We start from the raw sequence: 22,916 nt of genomic DNA, 5'->3' as shown, positions 1-22,916 counted from the left end.
GTTCGCCTACTCAGTACTTGAGCCGGATGGATCGTTTCCAGCATGGACGTTCGGCGCGCACTTTAGGGCGTGAAGAACGCAAGATCAACAGGTAATCCGGGCGTGTCGACCCAAGATCGACGCGTTGCCACTTGAATAACCGACTCGTGTGACCGGTAGATGTTCCCCGCGCGTTGGCAGGCGTAAAAAATTGTGGAATAGACCGTTTCGGGCCCGTCACGGGCAAGCCCGCCCCCACAGGGATAGTGCGGTTTCTATAGCGGCGCCCTTACCCGCGAGAAAGGCGAAGGTGTTCATATTTATGGCCACGTTCATGGGCAGTGCAGTGCCTGAAATCACGCATAAATTTTTTGTTACCGACTGGCGGATTTGCTGTGCTTTATGAGAAATATTACTATTCGCGCCATTATCTGGCTCCTTGCTGACGACCCCGACCGTGTCCGGACACAAAGGCTTCCTCGACCATTACCAAGAGCTGATCGGCACCTGGACGCGCAAGCTGCGCAGTCGTCAGCAGGCCGAGGACCTCACCCATGACGCCTTCATACGGGTTCTGGAAAACCCGCGCGAGCAGGTCGAGCAGCCACGCGCCTACCTTCACCAGACCGCCCGCAACATTGCGGTGGACGGTTTTCGCCGCGAAGACCGGCGCCAGGCGCTCGAGCTGGAAGCCTTCGATGAAGGGGCCGGCGGCACGGGCGACCCCGAGGCGTATGTCCATGCCCTGGAACTGGCCGCCAGCGTCGAGCGGGCGCTGGCCGAGCTGCCGCTCAATTGCCGACGGGTGTTCATCTGGCAGAAGCTCGAGGGGCTGACCCAGGCCGAGATCGCCGAGCGCATGGGTGTGACCAAGAACATGGTCGAAAAGTATATGATCCGCACGCTCCGACATTTGCGTGAGCACCTGGATGTGTCGGCAAGATGAGTCAGGAGACCTTGTCCATGAAACAGCACGGTACCGAGACCGTCCGCCAGCAGGCGGCCGAGTGGTTCGCACGCGTGCAGGATGCACCGGGCGATGCCGTGCTGCTGGCACAGCTGCATGCCTGGCTGGAGGCTGATCCGCACCACAGCGAGGAGTATGAGCATCTCGTCAGCCTGTGGCGGGCCGCCGACTTCATACCGCGCCAGCGCCTCGAAGCGCTGTGCCAACCTGAGCCAGTGCAGCAGTTGCCTCGGCGGCGTTTCCTGCGCCAGGCACTGGCAGCCGGCGTGGCGGTAGTTGCCCTGGGGCTGGGCTTCAGTGGCTGGCAGTACCAGCGCCTCAATCACCAGGCGCAATTGCAGACCGCCTTTGCCGAGCGCCGTCAGGTATTACTGCCGGACGGATCACAGCTGGAACTCAACGGCGCTACGCAGTTGCAGGTCGACTACAGCCCGGGGCGACGGCAAATTCGGCTTGATGCCGGCGAAGCGATGTTCATTGTCGCCCACGACAGCAACCGGCCGTTCGTGGTCGATACCGCACAGGGCAGTGTGACCGTCACCGGTACCCGCTTCGATGTGCGGTTGGACCCTGGCGCCACCCGTGTTGCAGTGGAGCAGGGCTCGGTACGCGTGCAGGGCAAGGATGCTTCGCTGGCGCAACTGACGGCGGGCCTGGGGATACATATAGATGCACAAGGCAAGCTTGCTTCGCCCTATGCGGTCGACGCCGCGGCGCTGACGGCGTGGCGCCAGGGCAAACTGGTCTTCGACAACGCCACCTTGGCTGAAGTGGTGGCCGAAGCCTCGCGCTATCGCACCGAGCCATTGCGCGTTGCCCCCGGCAAGGTGGCGCAGATGCGCCTGTCCAGCACCTTCAGCATCGATGATACCGATGCACTGCTGCGCGCCTTGCCGAGCATCCTGCCGGTGGCGATCAAAACCCGTGAAGACGGCTCTCGTGAAATAATCGCGAAATAGATTCAGGTTTTTTTCGGCTCGTTCGTCTTCCTCGCCAGCTGCAACTGCCAAGCATTTCCATTTGCATGCAGTTGGCGTTTATCCCGAACTTCAGGATGTCTTGACGACGTGAACAACAACAAACCTTTGCCACGCTTGCGCGGCATGGCGCTGGCCCTCGCGGTCAGTGCCGTGGCCGTCAACAGCCATGCCGAACAGGCCGACACCGCCATCCAGATCCAGGCTCAACCTTTGGCTTCGGCGCTCAGCCAATTGGGCCAGCAAACCCACCTGCAGCTGTTCTACAACCCTGAGCTTGTGGCCGGCAAGCAGGCCCCGGCGGTGTCCGGCAAGCTGGCGCCGGTGCAGGCCCTGCAACAGTTGCTGCAGGGCAGCGGGCTGACCTTCGAAATGTCCCAGGATACCGTGGTGGTAAAGCCGCTGCCGACCACCCTCGACCTGGGCAGCGGTAGCCTGGAACTGGCGCCCACCGATATCAACGTGGTGGGTGACTGGCTGGGTGATGCCGATCAGGCCGTTGTGCAGAACCACCCCGGTGCGCGCACCGTGGTGCGCCGTGAGGCCATGGTGGAAAAGGGCACGATGAACGTGCGCGACGCACTGCGTGGCATCCCGGGCGTGCAAGTGCAGGACTCCAACGGCACAGGTGGCAGCGACCTGTCGCTCAACGTAGGTGTACGCGGCCTGACGTCGCGCCTGTCGCCTCGCTCTACGGTGCTGATCGATGGCATCCCGGCCGCTTTCGCTCCTTACGGTCAGCCGCAGCTGTCCATGGCGCCGATCTCCTCGGGCAACCTCGACAGCATCGATGTGGTGCGTGGTGCCGGTTCGGTGCGCTATGGCCCGCAGAACGTCGGTGGGGTGATCAACTTCGTCACCCGGGCGATCCCGCAGCAGGCTTCGGCGGAGCTTTCCACCACCCTGGAGACCTCGCAGCACGGCGGTTGGAAGCACACCGAGTCGGCCTTCGTCGGCGGCACTGCCGACAACGGCATGGGTGTGGCGCTGCTGTACACCGGGGTGAACGGCAACGGCTACCGGCAGAGCAACAATGGCAACGACATCGACGACGTCATCCTCAAGACCCACTGGGCACCGACCGACGTTGACGAGTTCTGGCTCAACTTCCATTACTACGATGGCCGTGCCGATATGCCCGGTGGTTTGACCCAGGCCCAGTACGACAGCAATCCGTACCAGTCACTGCGTGATTACGATTACTTCGCCGGGCGCCGCAAGGACGTGTCGTTCAAATGGCAGCGCCAACTCGACGAGGCCACCCAGTTCGAAGTGCTGACGTATTACACCGACAGCTTCCGCGGCAGCACCATCGCCTCGCGTGACATGAAGACCCTGTCGTCCTACCCGCGCAATTACCACACCTTCGCCATCGAGCCGCGCGTTTCGCGGATCTTCTTCGCCGGCCCCACCACCCAGGAAGTCAGTGTCGGTTACCGCTACCTCAAAGAAGCCATGCGCGAACAGTCGACCCGCCTGGCGCTGATCGACAACGTTCCGACGCCTACCCCGACGTCCGACGGCCATGTATTCCAGGACCGCAGCGGCGGCACCGAGGCCAGCGCCTACTACATCGATGACAAGATCGACGTCGGCAACTGGACCATCACCCCGGGTGTGCGCTTCGAGCACATCAACACTGACTGGCGCGACCGCCCGGTGCTGGGCGCCAACAACCGCCCGGTGGCCGAGAAGAAACGCAGCATCACCAGCAATGAACCGCTGCCTGCGCTGAGCGTCATGTATCACATCTCCGATGCCTGGAAGGTGTTTGCCAACTACGAAACGTCGTTCGGCAGCCTGCAGTACTTCCAGCTGGGCCAAGGCGGTACCGGTAACAGCACGGCTAACGGTCTGGAGCCGGAAAAGGCCAAGACCTACGAGCTGGGTACGCGCTATGACAATGGTGCTTTCGCCGGGGAGCTGACGGCCTTCTACATCGACTTCGACGACGAGCTGCAATACATCAGCAATGATGTAGGCTGGACCAACCTGGGCGCCACCAAGCACCAGGGTATCGAGGCGTCTGTACGCTACGACCTGGCCGCGTTGGACCCGCGCCTGGAAGGGCTGTCGGTGAATGGTGGCTACACCTACACCCGCGCGACTTATGAAGGGGAGATTCCCGGCTTCAAGGGGCGCGACCTACCGTTCTACTCACGCCAAGTGGCCACCGCCGGCCTGCGCTACGCGGTCAACCACTGGACCTGGAACCTGGACGCCTACGCCCAATCCAAGCAGCGCGCGCCGGGTACGGGGATCAATGCCGACGGGAGCTTCAATGGCGACTACATCACCGAGCCGAGCGCTGATGGGCAGTATGGCGACATTCCGGGTTATGTGACCTGGCATGCGCGTGGTGGCTATGACTTCGGACCGAAGATGGCCAATTTGAAGCTGGCGGCGGGGGTGAAGAACCTCTTCGACAAGCAGTACTTCACCCGCTCCAGCGACAACAATGCCGGCATTTATGTGGGTGAGCCGCGGACCTTCTATGTGCAGGCCAGCGTGGGGTTCTGATAGCAGCAGTGCCTCAATCGCCGGTAAGCCGGCTTCCACATTGACAGCAGCGCTGCTGAACCCTGTGGCCGGCTTGCCGGCGATTGGAGCGCTAAGCGCTCCCTTTGATCAGGAAACCACCGCCTCAGCCGGCGACACGATGCTGGTCTTGGCCCCGCGCGATCTCCCCGAGCTCAGGTAAGCCGCGATCGACTCCTGCGTCACCTCGCCCAGGAACACCTGCTCGGCATCGAGCACCGGCAACCAGGCGCGGTTGAACTCGTACATCCGCGACAGCAGGATGCGCAGATGCTCATCGTGGGAAGCCGTTGCATTGAACTGGCGCAGGAAGTCCGCGCACGTGCCTTGCTGGCGGTGCATGTCGCGCCGGCGTACATACCCCAGCGCCTTGTTCTGCGCATCGGTGACCACCACATAGCGGCGGTCGTGCTCGTCCAGCAGCTCCAGCGCATCGCTCACGGGCGTTTCTGGGCTTACCGACGGGGCGTTGTCCGCCGCATCTTCGGCGCGCACCAGCAACAGGCGTTTCAAGGTGCTGTCCTGGCCCACGAAGTTGCTTACGAAGTCATCCACCGGGTGCGCCAGCAAGGTGTCCGGGTGGTCCAGCTGCAGCAACTTGCCGGCGCGGAAAATGGCAATCTTGTCGGCCAGCTTGATCGCTTCGTCAATGTCGTGGCTGACCATGATCACAGTCTTGTTCAGCGCCCGCTGCATTTCGAAAAACTCGTTCTGGATCATCTCGCGGTTGATCGGGTCGACTGCGCCGAATGGCTCGTCCATCAACAGCACCGGCGCGTCTGCAGCCAGCGCACGGATCACCCCGATGCGCTGTTGCTGGCCACCGGACAGTTCACGCGGGTAGCGTTGCAGGTACTGCTTGGGCTCGAGCTTGATCATGTGCATCAGCTCACGGGCGCGGTCGTGGCACTTTTGCTTGTCCCAGCCGAGCAGGCGCGGGACCACGGTGATGTTCTCCTCGATGGTCATGTTGGGGAACAGGCCGATCTGCTGGATCACATAGCCGATATGGCGGCGCAAGGTCACTTCGTCCAGGCCGCTGGTGTCTTCGCCATTGATGAACACTTGGCCGGAGGTTGGCGTGATCAGGCGGTTGATCATCTTCAGCGTGGTGCTCTTGCCACAGCCCGAGGGGCCGAGGAACACGCAGATTTCGCCTTCGTTGACGGTCAGGCTGACCGAATCGACGGCTTTGACGTCCTTGCCGTTGACGTTGAAGGTTTTGCTGAGGTTCTTGAGTTCGATCATGAGCGCAGTCCTTCTGGAGTCAGGGCACGTTGCAGGGTTTGCAGGAGCAGGTCGGCGATGATTGCCAGCAGGCTGACCAGTACGGCGCCGACCAGCAGCATCGACATGTCGCTGCGGCTGATGGAGGTGAGGATGAGTACGCCCAGGCCACCGGCACCGATGGTCGCGGCGATGGTCATCACGCCAATGTTCATCACCACGGCAGTGCGCACGCCGGCGAGGATGACGGGGACGGCAATGGGTAGCTCGACCATGCGCAGGCGCTGGCCGAAGGTCATGCCGATACCGCGCGCGGCTTCACGGATGCCAGGCTCGACGTTGGTCAGGGCGAGGTAGGTATTGCGCAGGATGGGCAGCAGTGAATAAAGAAACACCGCAGTGATCGCAGGCAATGGCCCCAGGCCCTGGCCGAACTTGGAGTAGAACGGCAGCAGCAGGCCGAACAGGGCAATCGACGGGATGGTCAGCAGCACTGTGGCGCTGGCTTGCAGCGGCCCGGCCACCACCGGGAAGCGGGTCATCAGGATGCCCAGCGGCACGCCGACCAGGATTGCCAGGCCAACGGCAATGCCGACCAGCATGATGTGCTGCCAGGTCAGTTGCAGCACCAGGGCCCAGTCGAGGTGGGCGAACGTATCGAGCAGGCTCATGGCTGCACCTCCTTGAGTGGGTGCTCTCGCAGGAATGCTGCGGCCACAGCAGTCGGGCTCTGGTGATCGACGTCGACCTTGGCATTGAGCTGGCGCATGGTCTCGTCATCGAGCTGCTCGGCCAGTGGCTTGAGCAGGGCGACCAGTTGCGGGTTGGCGTCGAGCACGGCCTTGCGCACCACTGGGGCAGCGGTGTAGTCGGGGAAGTAGTGCTTGTCGTCTTCCAGCAGCTTGAGGTTAAAGGCGCTCAGGCGGCCGTCAGTGGTGTACACCAGACCTGCGAACACCTGGTTGTTGTGCATGGCGGTGTAGACCAGGCCGGCGTCCATCTGCCTGATGTTGGCTCGGCCGACTTGCAGGTCGTACATCTCCTTCAGGCCTACCAGGCCATCCGGGCGGTTGGCGAACTCGGTGTCCAGGGCTACCAGGTGGTTGCGCTGGCGCTCGTCGCGCAGCACTTGGTTGAGGTCACTGATCGTGTTGATCTGTGGGTAGGCCTCGGCGACCTGTTTGGGCAGGCCCAGGGCGTAGGTGTTGCTGAACTTGGTCGGGGTCAGCCAGATCAGGTCCTTCTTGGCGTCCAGCGCCTTGACCTTGGCGTAGGTGGCTTCGGCGCTGGGCATGCGCTCTTCGATGTGGTTGTACGACACCAGCGACACGCCGGTGTATTCCCACATCAAGTCCAACTGGCCGGTCTCCTGGGCCTGGCGGGCGAGACTGCTGCCAAGGCCGGAGGTGACGCGTACATCGAAGCCATTGGCGCGCAGGTATTGGGCGGTGATTTCGGCGAGTACGGTCTGTTCGGTGAACACCCGTGCGCCGATGCGCACCAGGGGTTTTTCCGCCGCCTGGGCAAAGCCTGCGAACAGCAGGGCCGCGCCCAGCAGCAAGGCGATTCTCTTCTTCATACGTTCCCTCTTTTTATTGGGCCAGGCCACGTTCCAGCCAGCGCTTGCTGGAGAAACTCACCGCGGCATCCAGCGCCAGTGCCAGCAACGCCGTGCAGGCCGCGCCAAGCAGCAGCTGTGGCTGGTTGTTCAGGGCAATGCCGGGGAAAATCAGGCTGCCCAGGCTGTTGGCACCGATCAGGAACGCCAGGGGCGCAGTGCCCACGTTCAGCGCCAGGGCCACGCGCACACCGCCGACGATGATCGGCACGGCATTGGGCAGTTCCACCTGCCACAGTTGCTGGCGCGGGGTCATGCCGATGCCGGTGGCGGCTTCTTTGAGCGAGGCGGGGACGTTTTTCAGGCCTTCGTAGGTGTTGCGCACGATAGGCAGAAGGGAGGCGAGGAACAGCGCGAAGATCGCGGGCCCGGCGCCGATGCCCAGGATACTGAGGGCGATGGCCAGAACGGCCAGAGGGGGAATGGTGTTGCCAACGTTGAAGAACTGCATGAAGCGCTCGGCTTTGTCGACCCGGTGTGGTCGACTCAACGCAATGCCGGCGGGGATGCCCACGGCCAACGCCGCCGCCATCGAAGCCAGCACCAGTACCAGGTGCGCTTGCAGGTAAAACCCAAGATCGTCGCGGTAACGCGCGATCGTGTCGATGCCGATCCAGTGAACCAGCAGGGCCAGGATGACGAGCACGGCGGCCCATCCCAACAGCCCTTTTCCGTAGCGTGTAGCCACAGGCGGACTCCTTGTGTTGTCGGCGAGCACACTCTTTTTATGGCCGGCCATGGCTGGCGGCGAGTGGTGTGTTCGCGATTAGCAGCGTGAAGCAACCGAAGGCTGCGATCAGGCCATGAGCCGAACCCCGTCGGGCCCGAAAATGCTGATGAAACCAGTCCCCAAGCGAAGCGGGTTGCAGGGGAGTGGACGTCTCCGAGGGCGTAAAGGTTCCCATCTGCAGCGGCATTTGGCCAGTGTTAATCACTGGGGCGAGTGTTTTTTCGTACTAAAAAACAGCGTGAATCCTACGTAAAGGCGTTGGTTTACCTGCTATCTGTCTACCTGTGCTGATGGACAGAATTTCCCTTCTCGATCCTGGTGGTAGGTGACAAGTGCGGGGTCAGGGAGCACAGGTTTTATCAGGTGTTGATCAAGCAAGCAGACACTCGCTTTGAAAACCACTTGTCCAGAGGAGAGAAAGATGTCCAAGACGCTTGATGAGGTCATCAACGAATTGTCCCCTGAGCGCAGGGAGAGGGTGGAGCAGCTGGGTCGTCAATTGATTCGCGAAGAAATGACGCTTCAGGCATTGCGTAAGCAGCTTGAACTCACGCAAGAAGGTTTGGCAGAACGCTTGGACATGCGTCAGGGCAACATCTCCAAGGTGGAGAAGCGCAGTGACATGTTGATTTCGACCCTGCGCAGCTATGTGGAGGCCTTGGGCGGCACTCTGGAACTCGTTGTGAATATACCTGGCCGCCCTCCTGTGACGCTTGACGGTTTTTGTGAAAGCCAGGCGAAACGCGCCTGACTGACCATCGTTTACCAACGAAGGGGATCAAATTTTGGTCCCCGCCCAACTTCAGGTATGATATCGCCCCTTTTTGAATCCCCCAGTCAGGCGATTTCCCATGACCAACCAGGCCGCCGAAGTCGCGAAGCGCCGCACTTTCGCAATCATTTCCCACCCCGACGCCGGTAAGACCACCATCACCGAGAAACTCCTGCTGATGGGCAAGGCCATTGCCGTCGCCGGTACCGTGAAGTCGCGCAAGTCCGACCGCCACGCCACCTCCGACTGGATGGAAATGGAGAAGCAGCGCGGTATTTCCATCACCACCTCGGTGATGCAGTTCCCGTACCGCGAGCACATGATCAACCTGCTCGACACCCCTGGCCACGAAGACTTCTCGGAAGATACCTACCGCACGCTGACTGCAGTGGACTCGGCGTTGATGGTGCTCGACGGCGGTAAAGGTGTAGAGCCGCGGACCATCGCCCTGATGGACGTCTGCCGCCTGCGCGACACGCCCATCGTCAGCTTCATCAACAAACTCGACCGTGACATCCGCGACCCGATCGAACTGCTCGACGAGATCGAAGCGGTGCTGAAGATCAAGGCCGCGCCGATCACCTGGCCGATCGGTTGCTATCGCGACTTCAAGGGTGTGTACCACCTTGCCGGCGACTACATCATTGTCTACACCCCGGGCCACGGCCATGAGCGTACCGAGGCGAAGATCATCGAGAAACTCGACTCTGATGAAGCCCGTGCCCACCTGGGTGACGAGTACGACCGCTTCCTCGAGCAGCTCGAGTTGGTGCAGGGCGCCTGCCATGAGTTCGATCAGGACGAGTTCATCAATGGCCAGCTGACGCCGGTGTTCTTCGGTACCGCACTGGGCAACTTCGGTGTCGACCATGTACTTGACGCCGTTGTCGACTGGGCGCCGCGCCCGCTGGCCCGTGTAGCCCACGAGCGTACCGTGGAGCCGGTTGAAGAGAAGTTCACCGGCTTCGTGTTCAAGATCCAGGCGAACATGGACCCGAAACACCGCGACCGTATCGCCTTCATGCGCATTTGCTCGGGCAAGTACGAGAAAGGCATGAAGATGCGTCACGTGCGTACCGGCAAGGACCTGCGCATCGGTGACGCGCTGACCTTCTTCTCGTCCGAGCGCGAGCAGCTCGAAGAAGCCTACGCTGGCGATATCATCGGCTTGCACAACCATGGCACCATCCAGATCGGCGACACCTTCACCGAAGGCGAGGCGCTGGGCTTCACCGGTATCCCGCACTTCGCCCCGGAACTGTTCCGCCGCGTGCGCCTGAAGGATCCGCTCAAGTCCAAGCAACTTCGCCAGGGCCTGCAGCAGCTGGCCGAAGAGGGCGCGACCCAGGTGTTCTTCCCAGAACGCAGCAACGACATCATCCTTGGTGCGGTCGGTGTGCTGCAGTTCGACGTGGTCGCCAGCCGCCTGAAGGAAGAGTACAAGGTCGAGTGCGCCTACGAGCCGATCACCGTGTGGTCGGCACGCTGGATCAGCTGCGACGACAAGAAGAAGCTCGAAGACTTCCAGGTCAAGGCCATGGAAAACCTGGCCATCGACGGTGGCGGTCACCTGACCTACCTGGCCCCGACCCGGGTCAACCTGTCGCTGATGGAAGAGCGCTGGCCGGACGTCAAGTTCCGCGCTACTCGCGAGCATCACTGATCCTGGGAGGGCTATGCCCTCCTTTTCGCGACACAAGGCCGCTCCTACAGCTGTAGGAGCGGCCTTGTGTCGCGAAAGGGCCGCAAAGCGGCCCCATTTCAGTTCCCCGCCTTGATACTGGTCCAGATGCGCGTACGAATGCGGTCGATCTTGGCCGGCATCGCCTCCAGCGCATACAGCTTGCCCATCATCTCTTCGCTCGGATAAATCATGGTGTTGCCCTTGAGTGCCGGGTCCACCAGGGCGTCGGCCTTGAGGTTGCCGTTGGCGTACTGCACATGGTTACTGATATTGGCCATCACCTGCGGCTGCAACAGGTAATTCATGTAGGCATAACCCGCCTTTTCATCCGGTGCATCGGCCGGCATGGCAACCATGTCGAACCACATCGGTGCGCCTTCCTTGGGGATCGAATAGCCGACCTTCACCCGGTTCTTCGCCTCATCGGCGCGGTTTTTCGCCTGCAGCACGTCACCCGAGAACCCTACCACCACGCAGATATCGCCATTGGCCAGATCACCTGTGTACTTGGATGAATGGAAGTAGCTGATGTACGGGCGCACCTTCATCAGCAGTTCCTTGGCCTTCTCGTAGTCCTTCGGGTCTTTGCTGTGGTGCGGCAAGCCCAGGTAGTGCAGAGCGATGGGTAACAGTTCAGGGCCGTTGTCGAGCACGGCGACCCCACAGCTCTTGAGCTTGCTCATGTACTCGGGCTTGAAGATCAGGTCCCATGAATCCACCGGGGCGTTGTCACCGAGCACGGCCTTTACCTTGTCGATGTTGTAGCCGATGCCGGTACTGCCCCACAGGTACGGGAAACCGTACTGGTTGCCGGGGTCGTTGACCTCCAGCGCCTTGAGCAGCACCGGGTTGAGATTGTTCCAGCCGGGTAGCTGCGACTTGTCCAGCTTCTTCAGGGCCTTGCCCTGAATCTGTCGGGCCATGAAGTGGTTGGAGGGAAACACCACGTCGTAGCCTGAGTTGCCGGTCATCAGCTTGCCGTCGAGGGTCTCGTTGCTGTCGTACACGTCGTAGGTCGGGTTGATGCCGGTGGCCTGCTGGAAGTTCTTCAACGTGTCGGGGGCCACGTAGCTGGACCAGTTGTAGATCTTTACCGAGTCGGCGGCGTTGGCCACGCTGGCGGCCAGCATCAGGGGAGCGAGAAGGAGGGTGCGCATGTCGGGTTTACCTTGCTTTGTCTGTTGTTTTCGAAGGCAGGCGATCAGCGGATCAGAAGATCAGTACGTAGGTCTTGCGCACGGTTTCCTGGATATCCCAGATGCCCATGCTGTTGGCCGGTAGCATCAGTGCGTCTCCGGCTTCTATGTGAAGGGGCTGGCCACCGTCGGGTGTGAAGGTGCAGCGGCCCTTGATGAAGTGGCAGAACTCCTGCTGCGCGATCTGCCGCCGCCAGCGCCCGGGCGTGCATTCCCAGATGCCGGTTTCGACGCCATCGCTGCGTTCCACGCAGGTGACCGAGGTCACTGCCACGGGTTCGCCAAGCGGCACCGCGACCGGGTTGGAGCTTTCCAGCACGGCGCTTTCGGTGTGTTTGAACTGGGTGATGCTCATTACCGTTGGATCCTGTGTGGGTGAAAGGGAAGTCAGTGCATGAAGCCTTCCATGAAGTCCGCCAGCGAGCTGGCCAGGCGCCGCTGCCATGGCACGGTGGCGGGGTTGGCGAGGGTTCGGTCCTCGTGCACGAAGCTCTGGATGATCGCGTTGTAGCCCAGCCAGCGGCAGGGCTCGGGCGGCCAGCTGGCCAGGCTCGACAGCGGACGGTTGTCGAGCACCCAGGGTTGCGCGGTCAGTTCGTTGTGCTGGTTGAGGATCAGCGCGGCCAAGGTGCGCCCACCGAGGTTGGTGGCGCCGACACCTTCACCGCCATAACCGCCGGACAGGGCAATACCGCGCTGGCGGTCACACAGCATGTGCGGGCGGAAGCGCCGGGCCATGCCCAGGTTGCCACCCCACGAATGGGTGATGCGCACATGCTTGAGTTGTGGGAACAGCTCGCTGAACAGGTAGCGGCGCAGTTCGACTTCGGCCTCTGTCAGGGTGAAGTCTTCGCGCAGCCTGCCGCCGAAGCGGTAGCCGCCGCGGGCGCCGAACACCAGGCGGTTGTCGGCGGTGCGTTGGCCATAGGTGACCTGGCGGCTGCTCTCGCTGAAGGCCTGGCCTTGTGACAGGCCGATCTGCTCCCAGGTCGATTCGGGCAGGGGCTCGGTGGCCACCAGCAGGCTCTGCACCGGCAGTTGATGCTTGCCCAGCGGTGGCAGGCTGGCGGCGTAGCCCTCCACAGCAGGGACCATCCACTGGCAGCGGATGCGCGCCAGGGGTGCCCGCACTTCACCGGGCTGCCAGTCGACGGCGGGGGTGTTCTCGTAGATCGGCACGCCCAGCGCTTCAACCGCCCGGGCCAGGCCACGCACCAGCTTGGCGGGTTGGATGGTCGCGGTATGCGGGCTGTAGATCGCGCCGTAGGCGTTGCTCACGCGAAGCTGGGCGTCCAGTTGCTCAGGGCGCAGCCAGCGGTAGTCATCCTCGGTCATGCCCTGGCGGTAGAGGTCATCGAGGTAGGCACGCAGGCTGCGCTCCTGTTCCGGGTAGCGCGCGGCGCAATACAGCACGCCGCCTTTGCGGTAGTCGCAATCGATGCCTTCGCGTTGCAGCACGCGGTGGACTTCGTCGGGGATGCCATGCAGCAGGTCGATGCTGGCGCGGCGTTGTTGCGGCGACAGGGTGGCGAGCAGGCGGTCTTCACCGAGCATGTTGCCCATCAGCCAGCCGCCATTGCGCCCAGAGGCGCCAAAGCCGGCAATGTTGGCCTCGATCACGGCGATGTTCAGCTGTGGCGCCTGGCGCTTGAGGTAGTAGGCGGTCCAAAGCCCGGTGTAGCCAGCGCCGATGATGCACACGTCGACGTCGAGGTCTTCGCGCAGGGCCGGGCGGGCGCACAGCGGCTCTTCAAGCTGGTCCATCCACAGGCTGAGCGTGCGCAAAGGTTGCATCGGGTTCGGCTCCACATCCGTCAAGGTCTGTGGGCGATCCTAGTGGCGTTCAGCGCTGGCTGTCTTACGTGCGTGCACGCAGGGAAATTTGCTTCAGATAGGCCTTGGGCGTAAGCCCGGTGTGTTCGCGGAAGCACTTGTAGAATGCCGACAGGGAGTTGAAGCCCGCGCTGAACGCCAGGTCGTCGATCGGCGCCCCGACCCTGTCGTCATCCAGGCTGGCCATCAGGTGCTGCAGGCGGGCCTGGTTGACGTAGCGGTAGAAGCTTTGCCCCAGCACCTGGTTGAGCAGGTAGGAGATCTGGTTGCGGCTGTAGCCACTGGCATCGGCCACCTGTTGCAGGTCCAGTTCCGGGTCAAGGTAGGGGCGCTGGCGCTGGAAGTAGTGCTCCAGGTCCTGGGCCATGGTCGACAGCTGTCGCGGCGAAAGGCCCAGGCGGCTGACGGCTGGGCGCGGGCCGCTGCTGGCAAGCCCCTGGCTGTTCTGGCGGACCAGCGTGGCGTACTCGTTGACCCGCCAGATCAGCCCGTCCTTGACCGTGATCGCTTCGCTGGACTGAAACGCCACCAGGCCTTCGCCGCCCTGCACCGTGACCTGGTACTGGATGAATGCCGTGCTGCCGTCTACGCGGATGCGGTCACCATGGACGATGTCCTCGCCGGCCTCGTGGGGCAGGCAAGCGCGGACGTAGTCACGCAACGCGTCGTAACCGAGCACGCGGTTCTGGAAAAAATCGTGGTATTGCACGTCCGGGTGATAGAGCGCAATCACCCCGTCGAGGTCGCGGTGCTTCCAGCACAGGTGGTAGCGCAGCACGGTTTCGGCGGTGATTGGCGTTTGTTCAGGGCCGTCGGCGAGGATGGTCGGGGTCATGGGTTGATAGTGCCGGGGAGGGCGGAAGCAGGCAAGTCTGTGGGCCCTGGGATGCGTGGGTCGGATCTTGGGGGGCGTTGCATAAACCCTGAGTGGTGAGCCTCGATTCGGGTGTTTTGCACGGTCCTAGGACGTACGCTTGAGCTAAGCCATTGATTTGGCAGCATGTCATTTTTTGACACAACTGGCACAGCCTCTGCACCGATTACAGGGCAATGGACCTGTTATCAACAATAAAGGCGAAAACCTCATGATTCCCTCTGCCGACTACCCGCATGTCGATTCCCAGAGCCGCTCAGGCGTGTCCTGGGCGGCCATCTTCGCCGGGGCAGCTGCCGCGGCGTCCCTTTCACTGATCCTGATGGTACTGGGTGCGGGGCTCGGCTTTGCCGCTACCTCGCCTTGGGCCGATGAAGGCGCCAGCGCCAAGGCACTGGGCATCTCGACCATCATCTGGCTATTGCTGACCCAGATTCTTGCTTCCGGGCTGGGTGGCTATATTGCCGGGCGCCTGCGGGTGAAGTGGGCGAACCTGCACGGTGACGAGGTGTACTTCCGCGACACGGCGCATGGTTTTCTCGCCTGGGCGGTCGCCACCCTGGTAGCGGCGATGCTGATCGTGAGTACCGCCGGGGGGCTGGCCAGTGCCGGTGTGCAGGCGGGCGCGAATGCCGTGGGGGCCGCAGCCAGCATGGCGCCCAAGCCTGACGCCAATGGCTATTTCGTCGACAGCCTGTTCCGCAGTGATGGCCCGGCGCCTGTGAGTGACGACGCCGCCAATGGCGTGGCAGCACGGATTATCGCCAGGTCCATTGCGCAGGGGACGCTCGCCGAAGATGACCGCGCTTACCTGGCGCAACTGGTGGCCCAGCGTACCCGCCTCAGCCAGCCTGAAGCCGAAGCACGCGTAGACCAGGTGTTCGCCCAGGTCGAGCAAGCCAAGGTCGAGGCAAAAAAAGCAGCCGACACCGCAGCCAAAGTGGCGGCATGGACCGCGCTGTGGACCTTCGTTGCGCTGTTGTGTGGGGCATTCTTCGCCAGCCTGGCAGCCCTGTACGGTGGTCGCCAGCGTGATCGCGTGATGTGGCTGGAAGGGGAAGGGGTTGATTACACCGCGCGTCGTACTGTTCAACGTTGAGTAAGGAGAAACATCATGCGCTCATTACTGCTGTGGATGCTTGGGGTGCCGATTCCGGTGATCATTCTGATCGCGATATTCATGCATTGAGTGGTTGGGGCCGCTGTGCGGCCCATCGCCGGCAAGCCGGCTCCTACAGGTACATCACCGTTCTCAGGAGCAGTGAACTACCTGTGGGGGCCGGCTTGCCGGCGATTGAGGCTATGCCGACCTAAAGAAACTGCTCGGCATAGTGACAGGCGACTTGCCTGGTCCCGACCTGCCGAAACGCCGGCACTTCAACACCACACCGCTCCGTCGCATACGGGCAGCGTTTGTGAAATGCGCACCCATCCGGCGGGTTGAGCGGGTTGGGCAGCTCGCCGGCAATGCGGATCTTCGGCTTCAACGGGTCCGGGTGGATCGCCGGTGTCGCTGAAAGCAGCGCCTGGGTGTACGGGTGCAGCGGCTTTTCGTAGATATCTGCCTTCGGCCCCATTTCCGCCGGCCGGCCCAGGTACATCACCAGCACCTGATCCGCCACGTGGCGTACCACTGCCAGGTTGTGGGAGATGAACACGTAGGCGGTGTTGAATTCCTTCTGCAGGTCCATGAACAGGTTCAGCACCTGTGCCTGGATCGACACATCCAGCGCCGAGGTCGGTTCGTCGGCCACCAGCACTTTGGGTTGCAGCATCATCGCCCGGGCCAGGGCGATGCGCTGGCGCTGGCCGCCCGAGAACATGTGCGGGTAGCGCTGGTAATGCTCAGGCCGCAACCCCACCTGCTCCATCATCTTCTGCACTTTTTCGCGCCGCTCGGCCTTGCTCAACGAGGTGTTGATCAGCAGCGGTTCGGCCAACTGATCGCCGATCTTCTGCCGTGGGTTGAGCGAGGCATAGGGGCTCTGGAACACCATCTGGACGTCGCGGCGCAATTGTTTGCGCTCGCTTTTGCTGGCGCCTTTGACCTCGGTGCCGTCGATCTGCAACGAGCCGGAAGAGGGCTCTTCGATCAACGTCAGTGCGCGCGCCAGCGTGGACTTGCCACAACCCGACTCACCCACCACGGCCAGTGTCTTGCCAGCTTCCAGCTCGAATGACACGCCATTGAGTGCGCGCACCAAGGCATGGCCCTTGAACAGCCCGCGGGACACTTCGTAATGCCGGGTCAGCTCCCGTGCGGTTAGAACGACGCTCATCACGCCACCTCCTGGTTCAGCGGGTAGAAGCAACGCACCAGGCTATGGGCCTGAGGGTCAAGGGGTGGGCGTTGGCGCCGGCAGTTGTCCTGCACGTACGGGCAGCGTGGCGACAGCAGGCAGCCGTCCGGGCGGTCGTACCGGCCAGGGACGATGCCCGGCAGCGTGGCCAGGCGTTCGGCGCCGATGCTGTGTTCGGGGATGGCCGCCAGCAGTGCTTCGCTGTAGGGGTGCGCGGGCACGTCGAACAGCTCAGGCACCTGGCCCACTTCCACGGCTTGGCCGGCATACATCACACAGACGCGTTTGGCGGTTTCGGCGACCACGGCCAGGTCGTGGGTAATCAGGATGAGCGCCATGTTGCGCTCTTTCTGCAGGTTGACCAGCAGTTCCATGATCTGCGCCTGGATGGTCACGTCCAGCGCCGTGGTCGGCTCGTCGGCGATCAGCAGCTTGGGCTCCCCGGCAATCGCCATGGCGATTGCCACGCGCTGGCTCATGCCACCGGACAGCTGGTGCGGGTAGGCGTCCAGGCGGCTTTCGGCAGCCGGGATCTCGACCTTTTTCAGCAGCTCCAGGGCACGCTGGCGCGCGGCTTTGCCTTTGAGGCCCAGGTGCTGGCGCAGCACTTCTTCGATCTGGTAGCCCACGGTGTAGCTGGGGTTGAGCGCGGTCATCGGGTCCTGGAAGACCATGGCGATGTCCTTGCCCACCACCTTGCGCCGCTGGCGGGAGCTGAGTTTGAGCATGTTGGTGCCGTCGAAGGTGAGCGTATCGGCGGTGATGCGCCCGGGGGCCTCGATCAGGCCCATCAGGGCCATCATGGTGACCGATTTGCCCGAGCCGGACTCACCGACAATGGCCAGTATTTCACCGGCGTCCACCGCCAGGTCCAGGCCGTCCACCACTGGGACTGCATTGGCGTCGCCGAAGCGCACGCTCAGGTTGTTGATCTGCAACAGTGACATGGCGCTCTCCTCAGGCGGCGTTCTTGAGTTTCGGGTCCAGCGCATCGCGCAAGCCGTCGCCCATCAGGTTGATTGCCAGCACACTGAGCAGGATGGTCAGGCCGGGCAGGCTCACCACCCACCAGGCGCGCTCGATGTAGTCCCGGGCCGAGGCGAGCATGGTGCCCCACTCCGGGGTCGGCGGTTGTACACCCAGGCCCAGGAAGCCCAGCGCAGCGGCGTCGAGGATGGCCGAGGAGAAGCTCAAGGTGGCCTGCACGATCAGCGGTGCCATGCAGTTGGGCAGCACGGTGACGAACATCAGCCGTGGCAACCCGGCGCCAGCCAGACGCGCGGCGGTCACATAGTCGCGGTTCAGTTCACCCATCACCGCAGCGCGGGTCAGGCGCACGTAGGACGGTAGCGACACGATGGCGATGGCGATCACTGTGTTGATCAGGCCTGGGCCGAGAATGGCGACGATCGCCACGGCCAGCAGCAGCGACGGCAGGGCCAGCATCACGTCCATCAGGCGCATGATCGACGGACCGAGCAAGCGCGGGAAGAAACCGGCCAGCAGGCCCAGCAGGATGCCCGGGATCAGCGACATCACCACCGACGACAGGCCGATCAGCAGCGACAGCCGGGCGCCCTGGATCAGCCGCGAGAGCAGGTCACGGCCCAGTTCGTCGGTGCCGAGGATGAATTGCCAGGTACCGCCTTCGAGCCATACCGGCGGGGTCAGCAGGAAGTCACGGTATTGTTCGCTTGGGTCATGCGGCGCCACCCACGGCGCGAACAGCGCACAGAACACCACCACGCACATGAAGGCCAGGCCCATCACCGCGCCCTTGTTGCGCGAGAAGGCGTGCCAGAACTCTTTGTATGGCGAGGGGTAGAGCAGGCTTTGGTCCACCGGGCTGGCCGGCGTCACGGATTTCGGAATAGGGCTAGTCATGGCGAAGGCCTCAGCGCTGATGACGGATGCGTGGGTTGGCCAGGCCGTAGAGGATGTCCACGACGAAGTTGACCAGGATCACCAGGCAGGCGATCAAAAGGATGCCGTTCTGGACCACGGGGTAGTCACGGGCGCCGATGGCTTCGATCAGCCATTTGCCGATGCCCGGCCAGGAGAAGATGGTTTCGGTCAGCACCGCACCGGCCAGCAGCGTGCCGACCTGCAGGCCGAACACGGTCAGCACCGGGATCAGTGCATTGCGCAGGCCGTGCACGAACACCACGCGGGCCGGTGACAGGCCTTTGGCGCGCGCAGTGCGAATGTAGTCTTCGCGCAGCACTTCGAGCATGGACGAGCGGGTCATGCGGGCGATTACCGCCAACGGGATGGTGCCGAGCACGATGGCCGGCAGGATCAGGTGCATCACCGCATCCTTGAACGCGCCTTCTTCGTCACTGAGCAGGGTATCGATGAGCATGAAGCCGGTTTTCGGCTCGATGTCGTACAGCAGGTCGATGCGCCCGGAGACCGGCGTCCAGCCCAGGCTCACCGAGAAGAACATGATCAGGATCAGGCCCCACCAGAAAATCGGCATCGAATAGCCGGCCAGGGAGATGCCCATGACCCCGTGATCGAACAGCGAGCCACGCTTGAGCGCAGCGATCACGCCGGCCAATAAGCCGACGATGCCGGCGAACAGCAGCGCAGCAAAGGCCAGTTCCAGGGTTGCAGGGAACAGGGTGAGGAACTCGCTCCATACGCTTTCACGGGTGCGCAGCGACTCGCCCAGGTCACCCTGCGCGAGCTTGCCCACGTAATCCAGGTACTGGACCGGCAGTGGCTTGTTCAGGCCCAGGCGCTCCATGGCCTGGGCGTGCATCTCGGGGTCGACCCTGCGCTCGCCCATCATCACTTCCACCGGGTCGCCGGGGATCAGGCGTATGAGCGCGAAGGTCAGCAAGGTGATGCCGAAAAACGTCGGTATCAGCAGGCCCAGGCGCCGGGCAATAAAACTCAACATTGTCAGGGTTACCTCATCAGCCGTTGTACGGCGGTGCCGCCGTTGCCCGTGTGGGTTGCCGGCGGTCGTTGTTGTTCTACTTCACCTGGGTGGTGGCGAAGTTGTTGTTGGTCAGAGGGTTGATCACATAACCCTCCACGTTGTCACGCATGGCAGTGAACATCTTCGGGTGCGCCATGCTGATCCAGGGCTGGTCGTCATCGTACACCTTCAATGCCTCGGCATAGAGCCTGGCACGCTCGTCGTTGTCGATCACCTCACGGGCGCGGGTGATCAGGTCCTGAAACTTCGAGTTGCACCAGCGCGCGTAGTTCTCACCACTTTTGACCGCATCGCAGCTGAGCAGGGGGCTGAGGAAATTGTCCGGGTCGCCGTTGTCGCCGGCCCAGCCGGTGGAGACCAGGTCGGCCTCACCGTTTTTCGCCCGGCGCAGCATCTCGGCCCACTCCATCACACGGATGTCCAGCTTCAGGCCGATTTTGGCGAGGTCGGACTGGAGCATTTCCGCCGACAGCCGTGGGTTGGGGTTGGTCGCGCCGCCGCCATTGCGGGTGAACAGCGTGATGACCGTGCCTTGCGGCACCCCGGCCTGCTGGAGCAGTTCACGGGCCTTGGCCAGGTCACGGGGTGGGTTCTGGTTGGCACTGTTGTAGCCGATCATGGTTGGCGGGTAGGGGTTTACCCCCACCAGCGCATTGCCCTTGCCGAACAGCTGGTCGACGTGGGTCTGGCGGTCGAAGGCCATGTTGATGGCTTTGCGCACGCGCACATCGCTGAGGTATTTGTGCTCGGTGTTCATGGCGATATAGCCGGTGACCAGGGCCTCGATCTCGGCGACCTTGAGCTTGGGATCAGCCTTGATCGACGCCACGTCGTCCGGTTTCGGGTAAAGCGCCACCTGGCATTCGTTGGCGCGCAGCTTCTGCAGGCGCACGTTGCTGTCGGTGGCGATGGCGAAAATCAGCGAGTCGGCCGGCGGCTTGCCGCGGAAGTAGTCCGGGTTGGCCTTGAAGCGCACCTGGGCGTCCTTGTTGTAGCGCTGGAAGATGAACGCGCCAGTGCCCACCGGTTTGCTGTTGAGGTCGCCGGTCTTGCCTGCCTTGAGCAACTGGTCGCCGTATTCGGCGGAGTAGATCGAGGTGAAGCCCATGGCCATGTCACGCAGGAACGGTGCTTGCGGGCGGGTCAGGGTGATGACCACGGTGTGGTCGTCGGTCTTGTCCACCGATTTGAGCAGGTCCTTGAAGGCCATGCTCGCGAAATACGGGTAGCCGACGCTGGTCTTGTCGTGCCACGGGTGGTTAGGGTCGAGCTGGCGACGCAGGCTCCACAGCACGTCGTCGGCATTGAAATCGCGGGTCGGTTTGAAGTAACCGGTGGTGTGGAACTTCACTCCTTGGCGCAGGTGAAAGGTGTAGGTCAGGCCATCGGCCGAGATGTCCCAGCGTTCGGCCAGGGCTGGCTGGATGTCGGTGGTGCCGGGCTTGAAGTCGACCAGGCGGTTGAACACCGTCTCAGCCGAGGCATCGGCGGTGACCGCCGTGGTGTATTGAACGATGTCGAAGCCTTCCGGGCTGGCTTCGGTGCACACCACCAGCGGCTTGGCCGCCAGGTTGCCGGCGGCGCCGAGTATGACCGCTGCCAGGGCAGCGCGTAGCGGTAGCGATGTCATGTGTCCTCCTTGCTTGCAATGATTCCAGCGTAGCCGCCCGGGCCCGCACTGAAGCGGACCTGGGCGTAAGCGGTCAGAGAATGTTGAACGGAATGGTGGTCACCACGCGGAACTCATCCAGGCTGCCATCGGCCTGTGCCTTGCTGGCGCGATGCGCGGTATAGGTAGCGCGGATGCTGGTGTCTTTCAGCGGCCCGCTCTGCACCGCGTAGCTGGTGCCGATACCCCACTCATAGTGGGTTTCGCCATCCAGGCCGTTCACGTCATAGGCCGTACCGCGGTAATGGGTGCCGTCGATGCCCCAGCCGCGGGCGTTGTACAGGTTGAACTTCAGGCCCGGCACGCCATACGGCGCCATGTTCAGCACGTAGGAAATCTGCAGGGATTTCTCGTTCGGGCCGTTGAAGTCCGAGAGCAGGGAGTTGGCCAGGTAGATGCCGTTGGTTTCGTGCAGGTAGTCGAAGTACTCGTTACCGTTGACCTGCTGCCACGAAGCGCTGAGGGTGTGGGCCTGGTGGGTCAGGCCGAACGACAGGCTGTAGGTGTCGTTGTCGATCTCGCCCATCTTCTGGCTGCCTGCGTCCACGGTCTTGTAGTAGTTCAGGCCGGTGGTCAGGCTCAGCACCGCGCTGTCGCCCAGCACGTGGCTGGCGCCGAAGTAGTACTGGTTCCAGAAGTCGTCGACCTTGGTGGCGTACAGGCTGGTGGTCAGGCTCTTGAGCGGCTGGTAGTTGACCCCGGCGGTACTGGCACGGTCGGTTTCCACGCCCGCGGCGCCATACTCGCTGCGAAACTTGCTCAGGCTCTGTTCGGTGCGCGGCGAGACACGGTCGAAGGTGCCCAGGTCGAATGACAGGTTGTCGAACTCTGCACTGTGCAGGAACGCGCCCTGGAAGCTGGAGGGCAGGGCGCGGTTGCCGATGTAAGCGATCATCGGCGTGTCCACGGACTGGCGGCCGACGGTGAGGGTGGTGTTGGACACCCGTGCCTTGAGGTTGGCCAGGCCCATCTTGCTCCACTGGCCGATGGGGTCGCCATCGCTATGGGTCAGGGTACGGTTGTTCGGCCCGGCGACTGCGGCGCGGCCTTGCTCCAGAGCGATGGCGTTGTAGCCGGCTGCCTCCACGGCAAAACCCACGGTGCCCTGGGTGAAGCCTGAGCTGTAGTTGAGGATGGTGCCCTGCAGCCAGTTGTCGCGGCTGTGGCTGTCGTGGCGTGTGCCGTCGCTTTTGTAGTACTTGAACAACGGCGCGCGGGTGGCGCGTTCGCGGGCGTACCAGTTGCGGGTGCTGCCGGACAGGCTCTGGCCGTCGATGAAACCTTTGGCCTCATCCTGCTCGCTGGTGCCTTTGAGGCTGAACGGGACGTAGTCCTGGCTTTGGGTGTCGGCCTGGGCCATGGCGGCGAAGGTGGCGATGGATAACGCCAGTGTGGTGAACGTGAATAGTCTCAAGATGAAAGCTCCCTTTCTGTTCTTTTAGTTATTGCCTGGCCTTGTGGGCCGGGTTGTTGCGGTGTTGCCAGGGTTGCCCGGGGTTGCCGGGCCAATCAGGGGGAGGTGTGTGGCCAGTGCTGGCCCTTTCGCCGGCAAGCCGGCGCCCACAGGAATCAATAAAGATCCCCAGGCTTGTGCCATTTTTGTAG

20 protein-coding genes are annotated in these 22,916 nt (G+C 62.6%); 6 read left to right on the top strand and 14 right to left on the bottom strand.

What is annotated here, in order from left to right:
- The first annotated feature begins 436 nt into the window (after positions 1–436).
- The 3 genes from JOE27_RS12080 (at position 437) to JOE27_RS12070 (ending at position 4,443) form a co-directional block, all read left to right on the top strand.
- Positions 437–925, top strand: coding sequence for a sigma-70 family RNA polymerase sigma factor (locus JOE27_RS12080; protein ID WP_115275494.1), 489 nt, complete (start codon positions 437–439; stop codon positions 923–925).
- A gap of 17 nt (positions 926–942) precedes the next feature.
- A complete protein-coding gene (locus tag JOE27_RS12075) occupies positions 943–1,905 on the top strand; it encodes a FecR family protein (protein ID WP_204918835.1) in 963 nt (320 codons plus the stop codon).
- 108 nt (positions 1,906–2,013) lie between these two features.
- Complete coding sequence (locus tag JOE27_RS12070) at positions 2,014–4,443, top strand: TonB-dependent receptor (protein WP_204918833.1); 2,430 nt, start codon at positions 2,014–2,016, stop codon at positions 4,441–4,443.
- A 108-nt stretch (positions 4,444–4,551) separates the two neighbouring features.
- Here the strand turns inward: JOE27_RS12070 and JOE27_RS12065 are convergent, their stop codons facing one another.
- From JOE27_RS12065 to JOE27_RS12050, 4 genes are read right to left on the bottom strand one after another with little or no spacing between them, the layout of a single operon-like run.
- The gene (locus tag JOE27_RS12065) at positions 4,552–5,709 is read right to left on the bottom strand and encodes an ABC transporter ATP-binding protein (RefSeq protein WP_012316121.1); all 1,158 of its coding nucleotides are present in this window, start codon (positions 5,707–5,709) and stop codon (positions 4,552–4,554) included.
- Positions 5,706–6,359, bottom strand: coding sequence for an ABC transporter permease (locus tag JOE27_RS12060; protein WP_012316120.1), 654 nt, complete (start codon positions 6,357–6,359; stop codon positions 5,706–5,708). Before JOE27_RS12060 ends, JOE27_RS12065 begins: the two co-directional genes overlap by 4 nt.
- Positions 6,356–7,267, bottom strand: coding sequence for a glycine betaine ABC transporter substrate-binding protein (locus tag JOE27_RS12055; protein WP_115273928.1), 912 nt, complete (start codon positions 7,265–7,267; stop codon positions 6,356–6,358). The genes JOE27_RS12060 and JOE27_RS12055 overlap by 4 nt, the downstream gene beginning before the upstream one ends.
- Before the next feature lie 13 nt (positions 7,268–7,280).
- Complete coding sequence (locus JOE27_RS12050; RefSeq protein ID WP_012316118.1) at positions 7,281–7,994, bottom strand: ABC transporter permease; 714 nt, start codon at positions 7,992–7,994, stop codon at positions 7,281–7,283.
- Positions 7,995–8,457: 463 nt separating this feature from the next.
- Here JOE27_RS12050 and JOE27_RS12045 point away from each other — a divergent pair, with 463 nt between their 5' ends.
- Both JOE27_RS12045 and JOE27_RS12040 read left to right on the top strand, forming a co-directional pair.
- Positions 8,458–8,787: an XRE family transcriptional regulator gene (locus JOE27_RS12045; RefSeq protein WP_115273929.1), complete on the top strand. Its 330-nt coding sequence runs from the start codon at positions 8,458–8,460 to the stop codon at positions 8,785–8,787.
- Positions 8,788–8,887: 100 nt separating this feature from the next.
- Entirely contained in the window at positions 8,888–10,471 is a 1,584-nt protein-coding gene (locus tag JOE27_RS12040; protein WP_012316117.1) for a peptide chain release factor 3, read from the top strand.
- Positions 10,472–10,569: 98 nt separating this feature from the next.
- Here the strand turns inward: JOE27_RS12040 and JOE27_RS12035 are convergent, their stop codons facing one another.
- From JOE27_RS12035 to JOE27_RS12020, 4 genes are all read right to left on the bottom strand, one after another.
- A complete protein-coding gene (locus JOE27_RS12035; RefSeq protein WP_204918831.1) occupies positions 10,570–11,649 on the bottom strand; it encodes a polyamine ABC transporter substrate-binding protein in 1,080 nt (359 codons plus the stop codon).
- 52 nt (positions 11,650–11,701) lie between these two features.
- Positions 11,702–12,043 carry a cupin domain-containing protein gene (locus JOE27_RS12030; protein ID WP_039604408.1) on the bottom strand — a complete coding sequence of 114 codons (342 nt, stop codon included), beginning with the start codon at positions 12,041–12,043 and terminating at the stop codon, positions 11,702–11,704.
- A 32-nt stretch (positions 12,044–12,075) separates the two neighbouring features.
- Entirely contained in the window at positions 12,076–13,482 is a 1,407-nt protein-coding gene (locus JOE27_RS12025) for an FAD-dependent oxidoreductase (RefSeq protein WP_204918829.1), read from the bottom strand.
- Between the two features lie 64 nt (positions 13,483–13,546).
- On the bottom strand, positions 13,547–14,356 hold the full coding sequence (locus tag JOE27_RS12020) for a nuclear transport factor 2 family protein (RefSeq protein WP_204918827.1): 810 nt from the start codon (positions 14,354–14,356) through the stop codon (positions 13,547–13,549).
- A gap of 250 nt (positions 14,357–14,606) precedes the next feature.
- Between JOE27_RS12020 and JOE27_RS12015 the strand changes: the two genes are divergently transcribed.
- Positions 14,607–15,494 (top strand): hypothetical protein, encoded by an 888-nt coding sequence (locus JOE27_RS12015; RefSeq protein ID WP_125923442.1) that lies wholly within the window; start codon positions 14,607–14,609, stop codon positions 15,492–15,494.
- 211 nt (positions 15,495–15,705) lie between these two features.
- Here JOE27_RS12015 and JOE27_RS12010 read toward each other — a convergent pair whose 3' ends face one another.
- The 6 genes from JOE27_RS12010 to JOE27_RS11985 form a co-directional block, all read right to left on the bottom strand.
- Positions 15,706–16,674 carry a peptide ABC transporter ATP-binding protein gene (locus JOE27_RS12010; RefSeq protein WP_115273934.1) on the bottom strand — a complete coding sequence of 323 codons (969 nt, stop codon included), beginning with the start codon at positions 16,672–16,674 and terminating at the stop codon, positions 15,706–15,708.
- A complete protein-coding gene (locus JOE27_RS12005; RefSeq protein ID WP_046784463.1) occupies positions 16,674–17,642 on the bottom strand; it encodes an ABC transporter ATP-binding protein in 969 nt (322 codons plus the stop codon). The genes JOE27_RS12010 and JOE27_RS12005 overlap by 1 nt, the downstream gene beginning before the upstream one ends.
- 10 nt (positions 17,643–17,652) lie before the next feature.
- Positions 17,653–18,579: an ABC transporter permease subunit gene (locus JOE27_RS12000; protein WP_115273935.1), complete on the bottom strand. Its 927-nt coding sequence runs from the start codon at positions 18,577–18,579 to the stop codon at positions 17,653–17,655.
- 10 nt (positions 18,580–18,589) lie between these two features.
- Positions 18,590–19,600, bottom strand: coding sequence for an ABC transporter permease subunit (locus tag JOE27_RS11995; RefSeq protein ID WP_012316108.1), 1,011 nt, complete (start codon positions 19,598–19,600; stop codon positions 18,590–18,592).
- A 76-nt stretch (positions 19,601–19,676) separates the two neighbouring features.
- Positions 19,677–21,272, bottom strand: coding sequence for an ABC transporter substrate-binding protein (locus JOE27_RS11990; protein ID WP_204918826.1), 1,596 nt, complete (start codon positions 21,270–21,272; stop codon positions 19,677–19,679).
- Between the two features lie 73 nt (positions 21,273–21,345).
- A complete protein-coding gene (locus tag JOE27_RS11985) occupies positions 21,346–22,725 on the bottom strand; it encodes an OprD family porin (protein ID WP_046784461.1) in 1,380 nt (459 codons plus the stop codon).
- Positions 22,726–22,916: the final 191 nt, after the last annotated feature.

This window comes from Pseudomonas sp. M5, assembly GCF_016907075.1.
GTDB lineage: Bacteria > Pseudomonadota > Gammaproteobacteria > Pseudomonadales > Pseudomonadaceae > Aquipseudomonas > Aquipseudomonas putida_E.
Note: the sequence above shows the minus strand (reverse complement) of the source record. Positions and strands in the feature narration are given on the sequence as shown.

What these genes read in the sequence shown, in the direction of transcription:
- JOE27_RS12075 (WP_204918835.1), top strand. Translation starts at nt 943, where the DNA reads ATGAAACAGCACGGTACCGAGACCGTCCGCCAGCAGGCGGCCGAGTGG.
- JOE27_RS12065 (WP_012316121.1), bottom strand. Translation starts at nt 5,709, where the DNA reads ATGATCGAACTCAAGAACCTCAGCAAAACCTTCAACGTCAACGGCAAG.
- JOE27_RS12060 (WP_012316120.1), bottom strand. Translation starts at nt 6,359, where the DNA reads ATGAGCCTGCTCGATACGTTCGCCCACCTCGACTGGGCCCTGGTGCTG.
- JOE27_RS12055 (WP_115273928.1), bottom strand. Translation starts at nt 7,267, where the DNA reads ATGAAGAAGAGAATCGCCTTGCTGCTGGGCGCGGCCCTGCTGTTCGCA.
- JOE27_RS12045 (WP_115273929.1), top strand. Translation starts at nt 8,458, where the DNA reads ATGTCCAAGACGCTTGATGAGGTCATCAACGAATTGTCCCCTGAGCGC.
- JOE27_RS12040 (WP_012316117.1), top strand. Translation starts at nt 8,888, where the DNA reads ATGACCAACCAGGCCGCCGAAGTCGCGAAGCGCCGCACTTTCGCAATC.
- JOE27_RS12035 (WP_204918831.1), bottom strand. Translation starts at nt 11,649, where the DNA reads ATGCGCACCCTCCTTCTCGCTCCCCTGATGCTGGCCGCCAGCGTGGCC.
- JOE27_RS12030 (WP_039604408.1), bottom strand. Translation starts at nt 12,043, where the DNA reads ATGAGCATCACCCAGTTCAAACACACCGAAAGCGCCGTGCTGGAAAGC.
- JOE27_RS12025 (WP_204918829.1), bottom strand. Translation starts at nt 13,482, where the DNA reads ATGCAACCTTTGCGCACGCTCAGCCTGTGGATGGACCAGCTTGAAGAG.
- JOE27_RS12020 (WP_204918827.1), bottom strand. Translation starts at nt 14,356, where the DNA reads ATGACCCCGACCATCCTCGCCGACGGCCCTGAACAAACGCCAATCACC.
- JOE27_RS12015 (WP_125923442.1), top strand. Translation starts at nt 14,607, where the DNA reads ATGATTCCCTCTGCCGACTACCCGCATGTCGATTCCCAGAGCCGCTCA.
- JOE27_RS12010 (WP_115273934.1), bottom strand. Translation starts at nt 16,674, where the DNA reads ATGAGCGTCGTTCTAACCGCACGGGAGCTGACCCGGCATTACGAAGTG.
- JOE27_RS12005 (WP_046784463.1), bottom strand. Translation starts at nt 17,642, where the DNA reads ATGTCACTGTTGCAGATCAACAACCTGAGCGTGCGCTTCGGCGACGCC.
- JOE27_RS12000 (WP_115273935.1), bottom strand. Translation starts at nt 18,579, where the DNA reads ATGACTAGCCCTATTCCGAAATCCGTGACGCCGGCCAGCCCGGTGGAC.
- JOE27_RS11995 (WP_012316108.1), bottom strand. Translation starts at nt 19,600, where the DNA reads ATGTTGAGTTTTATTGCCCGGCGCCTGGGCCTGCTGATACCGACGTTT.
- JOE27_RS11990 (WP_204918826.1), bottom strand. Translation starts at nt 21,272, where the DNA reads ATGACATCGCTACCGCTACGCGCTGCCCTGGCAGCGGTCATACTCGGC.